Below are 15096 nucleotides of genomic sequence, written 5' to 3'. Positions count from 1 at the left end.
GTCAACGTCCAGCCTCGGTGCGGAAATGCGAGCGCACTTCGTTCGGCTCGGCCTTGCCCAGGTAGAGCGGCGCGATGGCTTCCAGTGCCGTGGGCGAGAAACCGAGCAGCTCGCGCGGGAAGGGGCCGGTGCCGACGTTGTCGACCGAGAGCGAGCGTACGTTGTCGCGGCTCATCAGCGGCTGTCCCGGCAGCAATTCCATCAGTCCGGCCTGCAGCATGGCCAGCCCCGCCGGTAGCCCGATGATGAGTGGCTGTTGGCCGCTCAGGCCGGCGACGTAGCGCACCAGTTCGCGCAGGGCGTAGACCTTGGTGCCGGCGAGTTCGATTTTGTGATGGACGGTGGCGTCGTTGGCCAGGCACGCCACCATGGCGCGCGCCACGTCGTCGGCCCACACCGGCTGGAAGCGGGTGTCGGCACCGGCCAGCGGCAGCACCGGCAGGGTGCGGGCGAGGTGGGCGAACAAGGTCAGGAAACTGTCGCCACGGCCAAACACCACCGACGGGCGCAGGATGGTCCAGTCGAGCCCGCTGGCCTCGATGCGTTGTTCGGCAATGCCCTTGGTCTGCTGGTAGTGGCTGGGGCCGTTGGGGTCGGCGCCGAGCGCGCTGATATGGATCAGGCGGCGGATACCGTTATAGCGGCAGGCCTGGATAATCTTTTCCGGGAGCGCGACGTGCGCGCGTTCGAACGCCTGGCGGCTGCCGTGCAGGATGCCGACCATGCTGACGACGGCGTCGTGGCCGTGCAGCAGGGCGTTGAGACTGGTCTGGTCGTGCACGTCGACTTCGACCAGCTCGGTTTTCGGCAGCACGATCAGCTTTTCCTTATGCTGTTCGTAGTTCCGGGTGGCGAAGGTGATCTCGACCCCGGCTTCGGCCAACCTTTCGCCCAGGTAGCCACCGATGAAGCCACTGCCGCCGATAACGCAGATCCGTTGGTATTTCATTCTTCGATTACTCTCCGCAAGACGTGTTCGACGACCGGCCGATCAGCGGGCCGGAATGGTGCCCAGGCGGCTCTTCAGCGAGAGCGGTGTGTGCTCGAAGCCACTCGCATAATACGCGGCGTTGCCCATGACCTTCTGAACATAGTCGCGGGTTTCGTCGAAGGGAATGGTTTCGGCGTAAATGGCGCCTTCCAGCGGCTTGCTGTCCTGCCAGCTGCGCGCGCGGCCCGGGCCCGCATTATAGGCTGCGGTGGCCATCACGGCGTTGTTGGACAGCGAATTGAGCACGTAGCGCAGGTACCAGGTGCCGAGCTGGATATTGGTGTCGATGTCGTCCACGGCAAAGCCGTTGAGCCCCATTTTGCCGGCGACCCACTTGGCGGTGGCCGGCATCAGCTGCATCAGGCCGGAGGCGCCGACGCCGGAGCGGGCCACGGTGACGAAGCGGCTTTCCTGGCGGATCAGCCCGTATACCCAGGCCTCGTCGATGTCCAGCTGCTTGGCGTAGCGGCGGGTGATGTCACGATAAGGCGTCAGGTAGCGCAGCGAGAAGTCGTGTTCGGTGCGGGTGCGTTCGGCGCTGTAGATCGCCATGTCGTAGAAGCTGTGGCGACGCGCCAGCTCGGCCGCCGCCAGGAGCTGGCTGTCGGGGAGGTTGCGCATGCTCCAGCGCCACTCGTTTCGGGCGTCGTTGCGGAATTCCGGCTTGCGGTAGTCTTCGGCCAGATGGAACAGCGCCAGGGCGCGGCGCACCGCAGGCTGGGCGTTGAGGGTGCCGATATCCTCCTCGCTCGGCGGTTTGGCCGAGGGAGAGGCACTCAGCGAGGTGCCGAGTTCTTCGCGCGCCAGCGTGGCGTAGTATTGGTGGCCATCGCTGGCTTGCACCAGCAGTGACGTGGCCTCGCTGCCGCGGCCCAGGGCCTGCAGCGCCCGGGCACGCCAGTACTGCCACACCGGTTTGGCGGCCAGATTGGCCGGCATGGAGCGGGTGACCTGCTCCAGCACGCCCCATTGCGCGATACGCAGCGTGGAGCGGGCCCACCATTCCCATTGCTCGTCGGTGAGCTGGGTGGCATCGGCCTGGGCGAACCAGGACAGGGCTTGGGCCATCTGCTGGCGCTTGGCGGACAGCAGCGCCAGCTGACCCCAGGCGAAACCGGCGCGTTCCCGGCTCAGCGACGGTTCGAGGGCGCGCAGGGCGTCGGCGGCGGCGTCCAGGTTGGCGCGGCCCTTGTTGCGCACGATGTCGTAGACCAGGATTTCCTGCCCGCCCGGGGTCGAGGCGTCGGCGCTGGCCGGCCGGGCCAGCGTGCTGGCATCCAGTGTCAGCCCGGTGGCGGTGGCCAGCTTGCGGGCGGAGGAGAGGTAGTTGCCGGCAAGCTGCAGCCGGATGCGGCGCCCTACCCAGTCGGGCCCGAGCAGGCCCTTGGCGGCGGCGGTCTCGATCAGGGTTTCACAGCCCAAAGGGGTGTCGCGCCCTTGCAGGAAGCCCGCAAAGTCGATGTCACGGCTGCCTTGGCGCAGTCTCAGCAAATTGGCATAGCAGCGTGTTTCTTCATCGCTGCCTTCCGGCGGCAGGTTCTGCCATTCCTGGGCAAAGCGTGCCCATTCTTCGCGCTTGCCCAGGTGCTTCAGCCATTCGTTGCGGATGCGTTCCGGCATCACGCCTTCCTTGACGCTGTCGAGAAAGGTGATGACTTGGGCGTCGTCGTCCTTTTCCAGGGCTTTCCAGGCTAGCCAGTAGGCCGGGTAGTTCGCCAGCGGGTGGCTCGAGGTGATGCTGGCGTAGCGTGCCAGTTCGGCCACGTTGTTGCTGCGGTAGGCCTCGCGGGCGGCGATCAGGTCGTTCTCGACCGCGGCGAGGGCGGGCAGAGCCGTGCTCAGGGCCAGCACGCTCAGGACAGTGTTCAAACGTTTCATCAGTCAATTATCCATTATTTTCGGCGTCACGCCGGCTATCTCGTCATGCGCCCGGGCGGTCGTTTCCTGCTTTGAAAGCCGCCGGGCTTGCTTGGTTCGCGTTGCGTCCCTGCTTTTTGGCAGTAAGGGAGCGGTGTGGCGGCGCCGGTACCGATACGGTTCAGTGCCTGCATTCGTACAGTTCGATGGGAAGCCCGTCGGGGTCGGCAAAGAAGCAGAAGCGCTGGCCGGTGATGTCGTCGAGGCGGATGGCTTCCAGTTCGATCCCTTCGGCCAACAAGGCGTCGCGGGCGTGCTCCAGGTTGCCGACCGCGAGTGCAAGGTGGCGCAGGCCGCAGGCTTCCGGCCGGCTGGGCCGGGGCGGTGTGGCGGGGAAGCTGAACAATTCGATCTGGCTGCCGTCGGGCAGGGCCAGGTTGAGCTTCCACGACTGGCGCTCTTCACGCCAGGTCTCGCTGACGATCGGCAGGCCCAGGATGCGGTGATAGAAGTCCCGCGAGCGGGCGTAGTCCGAGCCGATGATGGCGATGTGGTGAAGTCCGACGAGTTGCATCAGCGCACCTGGGGGACGGGCTGGTGTGGCACGGATCGGGGCGTCGTCGGTCGCTGTGCCGGCTGGCGTGCAGCATGGGAGGCCGGCGTGATGGCGATGTGGCAAAGCCGGAGGCGATGACTGCTCATAGATTTTCAATATCAATATGCTTTTAACAATCAATTAGACGAATTTGTTGTTGGCTATCAGAATGCAGTCATCGATAGATCAACGACGCCACTCTCAAACCAGGAGATTCATCATGCTGAGCAATCACGAAGGCCAACGCGTTCCGAACGTTACTTTCCACATCCGCGAAAACAATGAGTGGAAGGACGTCACCACCGAGCAACTGTTCCAGGGCAAGAACGTGGTGGTGTTCTCGCTGCCGGGCGCTTTTACCCCGACCTGCTCGTCCACCCATCTGCCGCGCTACAACGAGCTGGCGCCGGCGTTCTTCGAGAACGGCATCGACGCCATCCTGTGCGTGTCGGTCAACGATACCTTCGTCATGAACGAATGGGCGCAGGATCAGGAAGCCCAGAACATCGTGATGGTACCCGATGGCAACGGTGAATTCACCGCCGGGATGAACATGCTGGTGGACAAGAGCGAGTTGGGCTTCGGCAAGCGCAGCTGGCGTTACTCGATGCTGGTGCGCGACGGCGTGGTCGAGAAGATGTTCGTCGAACCGCAGGAGCCGGGCGACCCGTTCAAGGTGTCCGACGCCGATACCATGCTCGACTACCTCAACCCGAAGGCCAAGAAGCCGGATCAGGTGGTGGTGTTCACCAAGGTTGGCTGCCCGCACTGCGCGCGGGCCAAGGCTTTGCTCGCCGACCGTGGCTACTCCTTCGTCGAGGTGCCGCTCGATAACACGATCCGCGGCAAGGTGCTGGGTGCCGTGTCGGGCAAGATGACTGCGCCGCAGGTGTTCATCAATGGCGAACTGATCGGTTCGGCCGACGACCTGGAAACCCGCTTCGCCCGCTGAGCACCAGGCCGTTTTTGAGCGACTGTTGTTTCCGCCGGTTTCATGCCCTGACACCGGTGGGAGCTTTCGGGCCGGCCCAAGGCAGTTTGGCCCGGCCCCTTTTTCCGCCCGGATACGCGACGCCAGCGCAGTGGCGTGACGTATCCCGGCGCATCTGATCACCCATAAGGATAACGATTATGCAGAACCTCTCCGTCGACGTAGCCATCATCGGCGCCGGCACCGCCGGCCTCGCCGCCTACCGTGCCGCCAAGGCCAACGGCAAGACCGCCGTCCTGATCGAGGGCGGCCCCTACGGCACCACCTGCGCCCGCGTCGGCTGCATGCCGTCCAAGCTGCTGATTGCCGCCGCCGAAGCCGCACACGAAGCGCGCCACACCGCGCCGTTCGGGGTGCACGTCGATGGCGTGATCCGCATCGACGGGCGCGAGGTGATGGCACGCGTCAAGCGCGAGCGCGACCGTTTCGTCGGCTTCGTGGTCAACAGCGTGGAAGGCATTCCGGAACAGGACCGCCTGCAGGGCTACGCCCGCTTCATCGACAACACCTTGTTGCAGGTCGACGAGCACACCCAGCTCAAGGCTGGCCGTGTCGTGATCGCCACCGGTTCGTCGCCGGCGATTCCGGCGCCGTTCCAGGTGTTCGGCGACCTGCTGGTGGTGAACGACAATGTGTTCGACTGGGACACGCTGCCGCGCCGCGTCGCCGTCTTCGGCCCTGGGGTGATCGGGGTGGAACTGGGCCAGGCCTTGTCGCGCCTCGGCGTCGAGGTGAGGATGTTCGGCGCCAGCGGCTCGCTGGGTCCGCTCACCGACCCGGTGATCCGCGACTACGCCCGCCGTGCATTGGGAGAGGAGTTCTACCTCGATCCGAAGGCCAAGGTGGTGGAGATGCGCCGTGACGGCGACGAGGCGGTGATCCGCTACGTGCATCTCGACGGCGGCGTGCGGGAAGAGCGTTTCGACTACGTGCTGGTGTCCACCGGCCGCACGCCCAACGTGCAGCGGCTGGGTCTGGAGAACACCTCGTTGCAGCGCGATGGCCGCGGCGTGCCGCTGTTCGACCCGGAAACGCTGCAGTGCGGCAACGCCCCGATCTTCCTCGCCGGCGACGCCAACAATACGCTGACGCTGCTGCACGAGGCGGCCGACGAGGGCAAGACCGCCGGCGAGAACGCTGCGCGCTATCCCGACGTGCGTCCCGGCCTGCGCCGTGCGCCGATCGGCGTGGTGTTCAGCGACCCGCAGATGATGATGGTCGGCGCCAGCTTCGCCACGTTGGCCGAAGACCGCTTCGTCACCGGCGAGGTCAGTTTCGAGGACCAGGGCCGCAGTCGCGTGATGCTGAAGAACAAGGGTCTGCTGCATGTCTACGCAGACAAGGAGAGCGGCCGCTTCCTCGGTGCCGAGATGGTCGGCCCGCGTGCCGAGCACATCGCCCACCTTCTGGCGTGGAGCGTGCAACAAGGGCTGACCGTGGCGCAGATGCTCGACATGCCGTTCTACCACCCTGTGGTGGAGGAGGGGCTGCGCACCGCCTTGCGTGACGCGGCGGCCAAGCTGGCCGGCTGAGTCGGCGCGACCTCGCCAAGACGCCACCCCATCAGGGGTGGCGTTATTTTTTTGTAGCAGGCGTGCTCAGCAAGGACTGTGCAGCGACACGCCCTCGGCCTCGCCGCGTGCCTGCGCGATGGCGGTGCGGTTGCGGCCGTCCAGTTTGGCGCGATACAGCGCTTCGTCGGCCCGCTTCAGCCAGGCCTCGCGATGCGGTGTGGAGAGCGGGGCGACGCCGAGGCTGATGGTGTAACTCACGTGCAACTCGCCATGCGCGACCGTGGTCGATTCGACCCGCGTGCGCAAACGCTCGGCGAAGGCGGCCGCGCCTTCCTCGTCAACGTTGGCCAGTACCACCAGGAATTCCTCTCCGCCCCAGCGTCCGGCCACATCCGCGCTGCGGATGGTCTCGCTCATGGCCTTGCCCAGGGCGCGGATCACGGCGTCGCCGGCATCGTGACCGTAGCGGTCGTTGACCACCTTGAAATGATCGATATCGAGAAGGACCAGGCTGGCCTGCTCGCCGTTGCGCCGGGTGCGCTGCAGCTGTTGCTCGAGGGCTTCTTCCAGTGCGCGCCGGTTGGGCAGGCCGGTCAGCGTGTCGGTGCGTGCCAGATGGGCGAGCTTGCTATTGGCCTCGGCCAGTTCGTTCACCAGCCGGGTGGTCGAATCCAGCCAGTAGGTGAACATGCGGTAGCCAAAGAAGCCGACGAAGGCGGCAATCAGGGCAAATACCCAATAGAAGGTCCAGGTGGTCGCCAGCATGGTGGTGACGGCTCCGGGCAAGATCGCCAGTTCGCTGGCACGCAGGGCGTGGCGCACCGTATTGCTGCCGAGCCACAGTGTCAGCCAGCCGTAAATCAGCACGCCGGCGACGATGGCGATCACCAGCTGCAGGCTGAGACGGCGCGATTCCGCTGCCGCGGTGCGCCACAGCCGTGGGTGCCGGTCGCGCCAGCGCTCCAAGGCCGGCTGGCTGAGCAGCAACAACGGACCTCCCAGCAGCAGGCATTGCAGGAAGCCGCCCAACCACCAGCCTTGCCAGATCGGCAGCAGGCCGGTCGGATCGACCAGATTGGTGTAACACCAGATCAGCGCCCCGGCCGAGCTGAAGACGCTGGCGACAAACGACATCAGCGTGTAATAGAGCACGGCGTTGGCCGAGCGCAGGTGCAGCGGCATGGCGATGGTGCGGTAGCCCAGCACCAGCACGGCGAAGCCCAGAGGGTTGGCACAAGCGAACAGCAGCGCCCAGGGCAGCGGCATGTGGGCGTACAGCGCCAGCGACAAGGTGGCCAGATAGGCCGGAATCGCCCCCCAGGTCCAGCCGAAGAACAGGGTCCACCATAGGCAGATTATGAGGGGGGGATAGATCGACACATAGACTTCCACCCCGGCGAATGTCAGTGACAGGCCGGACCAGCTGTTGGCGACGGCGGCGATGCCGCTGGCCATGCAGGCCAGAACCGACAGCAGCCAGCCGCCCAGGATCAGCCCTTGTTCAGAACGGGAGCCGTCGCGCCAGAGCTGCTGAGCGGAAAGGGTGCGGTAGTCGGGGCGGGGGCGTGACGAGGCCTCCGCCGGCAGGTCTGCGGTTACGCCATCGCGGATGGGCTGCCTGGTGTCGCCACGCTTCATGGTGAAGGTGTCTGGCGATTGGGTGTTTTCCATGTGGTCTCGTCAGAGCGGGCCTCCATCATGGGCAGGAGGCCGTCCCGTCTTCAGAAGCGCCACCCCCGGTGGAATGGCGCCGTTGTCCGTTTACCATCACATTTCCCCGCCAATGCCCTGAGCGGCGCGGTGCGGGTCTCACCGCAGACTGGTGGCCGTTCATCTCATCTTTATCGCGACAGACCGGGACGACAGGTGCGGCTGCATCGTCTGCGCCCGCTGCTCCTGCCGTGCCGGAGGCAGGAATCAGGGGGCGGCGAGTGAAGCGCTGCTTAGCCGGCGCTCTTCAATCTGGGTGTGGCGATGACGTTTGGCTGGTCAAGTGTTAATTTAAACGACCTATTTTTCAAGAAGTAGATTGAACTGTTGCGGTATTTATGTGCATTATTTTATTAATGCCACTTTGGTAAACAATCGGTGTTTGATCAAGCAATTTTTTCATGGCGCTGATTTTGCCTGATCATTTGGCGAATTGAGTAAAAGTGGCGCTCGATCAAAATAAAATGACAAATAAATGCACAAATATTTTCAAATAACCATTTTGACTATTTTACTTGCGTTGGCGCCGCCTGTCTTCGCCGCCGACAAGACATTACGCGTCTTGGCCTGGCCTGGATATGCCGATCCCGACGTGGTGAAGGCGTTCGAGGCCCGTTTTCACAGCAAGGTGGAAGTGACGTTTGTCGACTCCGATGAGTCGTTGTGGGACAAAATGCATGCCGGTCATGACAACACGTTCGATGTGGTGGCCGCCAATACTGTTGAAATTCACCGCTATACCCGTGAAGGGTTGCTGCAACCGCTCGATCTGGCACGTCTGCCCAATACCCGGTTCCAACTCCCGCGCTTTCGCGCGCTCTCGTCCATCGGCGGCCTGACCCAGGGAGGCAAGGTTTATGCCATTCCCTTTACCTATTCCGCCATGGGGTTGATTTATGACCGCAAGCAGGTGTCCGTTCCCCCACGGTCGATGTCCGAATTGTGGAATCCGCGCTATCGCGGAAAGGTGCTGGCCTTCAATAGTGCACAGCATAATTTTTCCTTTACGGCGCTGGCTTTGGGGGTGGACAACCCTTTTCAGCTCGATGCGAATCAGATGCGGCGCGTCGCGAGGCAATTGGTTGCGTTGCGGCGTAATTTGCTGAGTTATTACAGCCTTCCCGAAGAAGCAACCAAATTATTTATTCAACATAAATCGGCCCTGCTTTTTGCCAACTATGGCACGCAGCAGCTGACGCAGCTACGTAAGGCTGGGGCGGACGTGGGCTATGTCATTCCGCAAGAGGGGGCGCTGGCGTGGCTGGATTGCTGGGCGATGACGCGGGTGGCGCGCGACCGTTCTTTGGCCCTGGCCTGGATCGACTACATGCTGGAGCCGGCCGTCAGCCGGTTGCTGCCCGAGCGTCAGGGGCTGGCGAATACCCTGACCTCGCCACCCGAATTGAGCGACAAATCGCGCATCATCTGGCTCCAGCCGGTGGAGGATGTGGGGCAGCGCGAGGCGCTGTGGGGCAAGATCGTATCCGGCAATCTGCCGGAGAGGCTTTAGCCATGCGTCCGGGTCTGACCGTCAAACTCTCGATACTGCTCGCCTGCATCGGCATTCTGGCTTCTGGGGTGACGGGCTACTATGCCTATTCCACCAATCAAAGCCTGCTGGTGAACGAGGCCGAGCGGAATTTGCTCACCTCCACCGAATTGCTGAGTCAGCGCTTATCCACCGTCCTGAACGATATTGCGGCGGATGCCCTGACGCTGGCCGACATGCCCTCGTCGGCAAAAGTCGCCAGCCTTGATGATCCTGCCAGCGATGAGGCCAGAGATCACCTGGCGCAGGTGTTCGGCACCGTCATGCGCCTGCACCCCCAATACGCCCAGGTGAGATTGATCTCCCGCCAGCAGTTTGGCCTCGAACAAATCCGTTTCGATCGGGATGGCGATCGCCTGGTGAGGGTGACCGGGTCTTTGCTGCAGGAGAAAGGGCATTTCCCGTATGTTTTCGAAACCCTGGCGCTCGCGCCAGGGCGCGTCTACGTCTCGCCGATCACGGTCAATCACGAACAGGGCGCTCATTCGGCGGAAGGCGCGCCGACGCTCCGCCTGGCCACGCCGGTCGTGACGCCGGCCGGCGCCGTCGTCGGCGTGGTCGTCATCAATGTGCGGTTGAAGAGTTTGCTCGACTCCGTGCAGTCGGCCTTGCCGGCCGGGCACCAGCTGTACCTCACCAACGAGTGGGGCGATTTTCTGGCACACCCCAACCCGGCCATGACCTTCGGTTTCGATAAGGGCCGGCGTCTGCTGGTTCAAGACAGTTATGAGCAGACCCGGCCGTTGTTCGACAAGGCCCAATCCAGTGTGCTGGTGAACGGGCTGGACGATCCGCAGCGGGCAAAGGGGCAGATTCTGGCGTTTGTGCGCAAACCGTTCGGCCTGCCGGAAAACCATCAATTTGTCGTGCTTGGCCTGGCCCGCCCCTTGGAGGATGTGCTGCGGGGCGGGAAGTCGCTTGGGGAAAGCACCATCCAGATGGTGCTGGCATTCAGTGTGCTGTCCATCGTGCTGGCGGTGGTGTTTTCGCGGGCATTGACCCGCCCCTTGCAGATGCTCACCCATGCCGCGACGAGCTTTCAAACCCGGCATGCGCTCGAAGCGCTGCCGGTGGCACGCACCGATGAAATCGGCGTGCTGGCACGCTGCTTCGACCAGATGCGCAAGGAGCTGAAGTCGCACATGGAAAAGATGAGCCAGAATCAGCAAGAGCTGAGGCATCTGGCCCACCACGACTCCCTCACCGGGCTGCCGAACAGGATGCAGTTCTTCCACCAGATCGAGCGCGCCATTGACGCGGTGGCGGAGAGTGGCCAGCAGTTGGCGGTTCTGTTCATCGATCTCGACCACTTCAAGCAAATCAATGATCAGATGGGCCACGCGGTTGGCGACCAGGTGCTGATTGTCGTGGCGCAGCGCCTGCGCAGCGCCTTGCGTGGCGAGGATGTGGTGGCGCGGCTCGGTGGCGACGAGTTCATCGTGCTGATCAAGGGGCCCGCTATTGCCGCGGATGTACCCGCCATTGCCGCGAAGATCTTGAGCACACTCAATGAAGACATCATGACCCATGGCCGCCGCCTGCAGGTGTGCGCCAGCATCGGCATCAGCCTGTTCCCGGATGATGGCGGGACGGCGGAGGAGTTGGTGCTGCGCGCCGACAGCGCCATGTACAAGGCCAAAGTCAGCGGGCGCTATACCTTCGCCCGCTATCAGGCGGCGGAATAAGCGCGCCGCGCCCTGATGGCGGGGGGCTCAGGATTTGACCGGTCTGAGCCAGCTGAAGCGGCTATGCCAGATGCTCGGGGCGCGCCGCACCAGGTGCCAGGTGGCCAGCACGTTGGCCGAAGCGGTGATCAGGAGCAGCACCGCGACGCTGTCGAACAGCTTCAGGACCACGGCACTGGCGATGGCCGAGAACACCATGTAGAAGCCGTTGGTGATGTTGTTGGCGGCGATGGCCTGCGAGCGGAACGCCGCCGGGCTGGCGATCTGCAGCCAGGTATAGAGCGGCACGGTGAAGAAGCCGCCGAAGAAGCCGAGCAGGGCGATGTCGGCGATATGGCGCCAGTTGGCGGGGGTGGCGAGGTAGGTTCCGAGGCCGACCAGTTCGCCCTGGTGCAAGGCCAGCGAAGACAGCGCTACGTCGCCGCCGAACAGCGTCATGCCGGCGCTGCCGACCAGTACCAGCCCCAGCTGCAGCCGCCCCTGCGACAGCTTGGCGCAAACCACCGAGCCCGCGCCGATACCGATCGAGAACAGTGCCAGCATCAGCGTGTAGACGTTGGCGTCGCCGCCTAGATGCTGCTTGGTGAAGGTCGGCAGCTGGGTGGTGTAGATCGCCCCCATCAGCCAGAACCAGGAAATGCCGAGGATGGCGCTCTTCACGTCGGCAATGCGCCAGGCCTTGCCGACCAGCTCGACCGAATCCTTCAGCACGTTGGCCGAAAGGACGAGTTCCGGCGCGGAGGGCGGGGCCGGCGGCATTTGCCGGCTGCAGGCGTAACCGGCCAGCGCGGTGGCGCAGATCATCGCCACGATCAGCCATGGCCCGCCTTGCGTCATCAGGCTGCCGCCGATCTGGCCGATCAGGATGGCGAGAAAGGTGCCCATCTCGATCAGGCCGTTGCCGCCGACCAGCTCCCGCTCGTGCAGGTACTGCGGCAGGATCGAATACTTCAGCGGGCCGAAAAAGGCCGAATGCACCCCCATCAGGAACAACGCCGCCAGCAGCAGCCCGGCAGCGTGGGTGAAGAAGCCGACCCCGGCCAACAGCATGATGGCGATCTCCACCAGCTTCACCGTTCGTGCGATGCGCGCCTTGTCGAGCTTCTCCGACAGCTTGCCGGCGGTGGCGGAGAACAGGAAGAACGGCAGGATGAACAGGCCCGCCGCCAGGTTGACCAGCATCGCCGGCGACATGCCGCCGATACTCAGGCCGTGGTAGCTGATCAGCACCACGATGGCGGTTTTCAGCAGGTTGTCGTTGAACGCGCCGAGAAATTGGGTGCCGAACAGCGGCAGGAAGCGGCGGCTGGTAATGAAGGGGAAGCTGGCGATCACGATGGGCGGTACGGGAAAGATGGGTAGCGCATGCTAGCCCATTCCCCGGCGGGTGTCAGCAGCCGCGCCGGGATGGCGCCGCCGCCAGGCCTTGCGCAACTCGTCCGCCAGCAGCATCACCAGCAGCACCGGCAAGGCGATCAGCCAGTCGGCCGCCGCCAGCGGCGCGGTACCGAACACACGTTGGCCGAAAGAGGTGTAGACGATCGACAGGATGAGGGCCGCTTCGAAGGCGAGCCCACCCAGTAGCCAGCGGTTGCGCAGCGGCAGGCGGAAGGCGGATACCGTGCTGTCGCGGCACAGGAACAGGTTGACGATCTGCCCCAGCACGATGGCAACGAGGCAGGCCGTGGTGGCCGCCAGGTAGAAGGGGGTGCTGGCCGGTACTGTGCCGCCGTAGTGCCAGCCGGCGGCGTACATCACGGTGAAAAAGGCGAACAACGCGGCGGCCGCTTCGAAAAGCCCGAGAAAACCGTAGGCGCGCAGCAGCAAGCCCGGCGTCAGCAGGCGCTCCTGGCGCGACCGGGGTGGGGTGTTCATCACCGCCGGGGCAGGCGGCTCGGCGCCCAGCGCCAGTGCCGGCAGCATGTCGGTGCCGAGGTCGACCGCCAAAATCTGGATGATGGTGAGCGGCAGCGGGACGCGCAGCAGCACGAAGGCCAGGTAGGGTACCAGCTCGGGAATGTTGGAAGTCAGGATGTAGGTCAGGAATTTGCGGATATTGGCGTAGACCGCCCGGCCTTCCTCGATGGCGTCGACGATGGTGGCGAAGTTGTCGTCCAGCAGCACGATGTCGGCGGCGGCCTTGGCGACGTCCGAGCCGCGCTGTCCCATGGCGATGCCGATGTCGGCGCTCTTCAGCGCCGGAGCGTCGTTGACGCCGTCCCCGGTGACGGCGACGACCTCGCCCTTTTGCTGCAACACCGTGACGATGCGCTGCTTTTGTTCCGGCGTGACGCGGGCAAACAGCAGGTCGGGCTGGTCCAGCCGCAGTTGCAGCTGGGTGTCGGAGAGACGCTCCAGTTCGTCGCCCGTCAGCACCGTCCCGTCCCCTTGCAAGAGGCCGATCTGCCGCGCGATGGCGCTCGCGGTAACGGCGTGGTCGCCGGTGCACAGCACCACCCGGATGCCGGCCTGGCGGCAGGTGGCGATGGCGCCGGCGACCTCGGGACGCGGGGGATCCTCGATGCCGGTGAGGCCGGCGAACACCAGGTTGGATTCGTCCAGCGGCAATGCGGCCGGCTGGCGGTAGGCCAGTGCCAGCACGCGCAGGCCTCGCTCGGCGAAACGGTCCACCTCGGCCAGCAGGCGGTCGCGTCCGGTCGCATCGAGCGGCTGTTCGCCGTCCGGCATCAGCAGCATGCCGCACAGCGGCAGCACGCTTTCGGCGGCCCCCTTGACGTACAGGTGCAGGCCGTCCGGCTGCTGTTGCAGCACCGCCATGCGCTTGCGTTCGCTGTCGAACGGCAATTCGCCGCGACGCAATGACGGCGGCTGCGGCAACGCCCCGGCAAACTCTGCCAGGGCCTGTTCCATCGGGTCGCCGATCCAGCCGTTGCCGCTGGCCAGCAGGTTGTGGCACTGACCGGCGATCTGCTTCAGCACCGCCGGCAATCCCGGGGCGTCGGCGGGGTGGGCGCGCCCCAGGGTGTACACGTCCAGCACGCGCATGCGGTTTTCGGTCAGTGTGCCGGTCTTGTCCGAGACGATCACCGTGGCCGCGCTCAGGGTCTCTACCGCCGGCAGGTGGCGCACCAGTGCCCGGCGTTTGGCCATGCGCTGGGTGGCCAGGGCGAGCGACAGGGTGACGGTCGGCAGCAGCCCCTCCGGCACGTTGGCGACGATGATGCCGATGGCAAACAGCAGGTTGTCGCTCCAGGGCAGGCCGATGGCGTGGCCGATGGCCAGGAAGACCAGCCCCAGTGCCGTGGCGAAGAGCGCCACCCAGCGCGACAGCCGCGCCAGTTCGCGCGTGAGCGGCGAGACGGTGTCCGCCGTGCTCTGCGTCAGATGGGCGACGTGCCCGAAGCGCGTGCGCATCCCGGTGGCGTAGACGACCACCTCGGCCGAGCCGGCGACCACCGAGGTGCCGGCAAACAGGCAGTTGCCGCCGAGTACCGGGTCTGCGTTGTGGCTGGCCTCGGCGTGACGCGACTGGGCGACCGACTCTCCGGTCAGGATCGCGTTGTTGACGCGCAGGCCAAACGCCGAGAGCACGCGGCAGTCGGCGGGTACCGCATCCCCGCCTTCGAGGTAGACGATGTCGCCCGGCACCAGTTGGCTGGCCGGCAGGGGATAGACCACGCCGCCCCGGCGGACCTTGACCTCCAGCGGCAGCAGCTGGCGCAGGGCGGCCAGCGCCTGCTCTGCCTTGTATTCCTGCCAGAACGAGAACACCCCGTTGATGACGATGACGCCGATGATGGCCCAGCCCAGCGTCGCCATCGCCGGGTCGCCTTGCAGGACGTGGGCCAGCAGGGCGAGTCCGGCGGCAATCCACAGGATGATGGCGAAAAAATGCCCGAACTGTTCCAGCAGCCGTTGCCAGCCGGGCTTGCCGGCCATCTCCTCGACGGTGTTGCTGCCGTATTCGGTGAGGCGCCGCGCCGCTTCCGCTTCGGCCAGGCCGTCCGGCCCGGTGTGCAGGCTGCCCAGCGCCTGCTCCGGTGTCAGGCGGCTGATGTTGAGGGCATCGAGATGGGCGCGATGGGCGGCGGGCGAGCGATGGCTACCGGGCATGGCACTCCTGGTCGGCTCGAAAGAAGGGGTTGGGGCGCGGCAGGTGGCTGGCGGCAGCCGGATCGGCACGCGCCGTCAGCGTCTGCGCGTCATGGTGTGTTTATAGCGGATTGGCCGTGGGGCGTGGAAT

10 protein-coding genes are annotated in these 15096 nt (G+C 64.8%); 4 read left to right on the top strand and 6 right to left on the bottom strand.

Annotation, left to right across the window (positions count from 1 at the left end; all coding sequences use genetic code 11):
* Position 1: 1 nt before the first annotated feature.
* The 3 genes from NH8B_RS11090 to NH8B_RS11080 all read right to left on the bottom strand — a co-directional run bounded on the left by NH8B_RS11090 (position 2) and on the right by NH8B_RS11080 (position 3422).
* On the bottom strand, positions 2-949 hold the full coding sequence (locus NH8B_RS11090) for a complex I NDUFA9 subunit family protein (protein ID WP_014087379.1): 948 nt from the start codon (positions 947-949) through the stop codon (positions 2-4).
* A 42-nt stretch (positions 950-991) separates the two neighbouring features.
* Positions 992-2869 carry a lytic transglycosylase domain-containing protein gene (locus NH8B_RS11085; protein WP_014087378.1) on the bottom strand — a complete coding sequence of 626 codons (1878 nt, stop codon included), beginning with the start codon at positions 2867-2869 and terminating at the stop codon, positions 992-994.
* Positions 2870-3029: 160 nt separating this feature from the next.
* The gene (locus NH8B_RS11080) at positions 3030-3422 is read right to left on the bottom strand and encodes an SMU1112c/YaeR family gloxylase I-like metalloprotein (RefSeq protein ID WP_014087377.1); all 393 of its coding nucleotides are present in this window, start codon (positions 3420-3422) and stop codon (positions 3030-3032) included.
* A 238-nt stretch (positions 3423-3660) separates the two neighbouring features.
* Between NH8B_RS11080 and NH8B_RS11075 the strand changes: the two genes are divergently transcribed.
* Both NH8B_RS11075 and NH8B_RS11070 read left to right on the top strand, forming a co-directional pair.
* Entirely contained in the window at positions 3661-4395 is a 735-nt protein-coding gene (locus NH8B_RS11075; protein WP_369751189.1) for a glutathione peroxidase, read from the top strand.
* 179 nt (positions 4396-4574) lie between these two features.
* Entirely contained in the window at positions 4575-5966 is a 1392-nt protein-coding gene (locus tag NH8B_RS11070; RefSeq protein ID WP_014087375.1) for a dihydrolipoyl dehydrogenase, read from the top strand.
* A gap of 66 nt (positions 5967-6032) precedes the next feature.
* On the opposite strand, the gene NH8B_RS11065 is transcribed toward NH8B_RS11070, so the two are convergent.
* Entirely contained in the window at positions 6033-7619 is a 1587-nt protein-coding gene (locus tag NH8B_RS11065) for a GGDEF domain-containing protein (protein ID WP_014087374.1), read from the bottom strand.
* Between the two features lie 514 nt (positions 7620-8133).
* Here NH8B_RS11065 and NH8B_RS11060 point away from each other — a divergent pair.
* Both NH8B_RS11060 and NH8B_RS11055 read left to right on the top strand, forming a co-directional pair.
* Positions 8134-9168 carry an extracellular solute-binding protein gene (locus NH8B_RS11060; protein ID WP_014087373.1) on the top strand — a complete coding sequence of 345 codons (1035 nt, stop codon included), beginning with the start codon at positions 8134-8136 and terminating at the stop codon, positions 9166-9168.
* 2 nt (positions 9169-9170) lie between these two features.
* Positions 9171-10892 (top strand): putative bifunctional diguanylate cyclase/phosphodiesterase, encoded by a 1722-nt coding sequence (locus NH8B_RS11055; protein ID WP_014087372.1) that lies wholly within the window; start codon positions 9171-9173, stop codon positions 10890-10892.
* A 27-nt stretch (positions 10893-10919) separates the two neighbouring features.
* Here the strand turns inward: NH8B_RS11055 and NH8B_RS11050 are convergent, their stop codons facing one another.
* A complete protein-coding gene (locus NH8B_RS11050; protein ID WP_014087371.1) occupies positions 10920-12227 on the bottom strand; it encodes an MFS transporter in 1308 nt (435 codons plus the stop codon).
* Between the two features lie 33 nt (positions 12228-12260).
* Entirely contained in the window at positions 12261-14966 is a 2706-nt protein-coding gene (locus tag NH8B_RS11045) for a cation-translocating P-type ATPase (protein WP_014087370.1), read from the bottom strand.
* Between the last annotated feature and the right edge of the window lie 130 nt (positions 14967-15096).

The sequence above is a fragment of the Pseudogulbenkiania sp. NH8B genome (assembly GCF_000283535.1).
Classification (GTDB): Bacteria; Pseudomonadota; Gammaproteobacteria; order Burkholderiales; family Chromobacteriaceae; genus Pseudogulbenkiania; species Pseudogulbenkiania ferrooxidans.
This window is presented reverse-complemented; position numbering and strand designations above follow the sequence as displayed.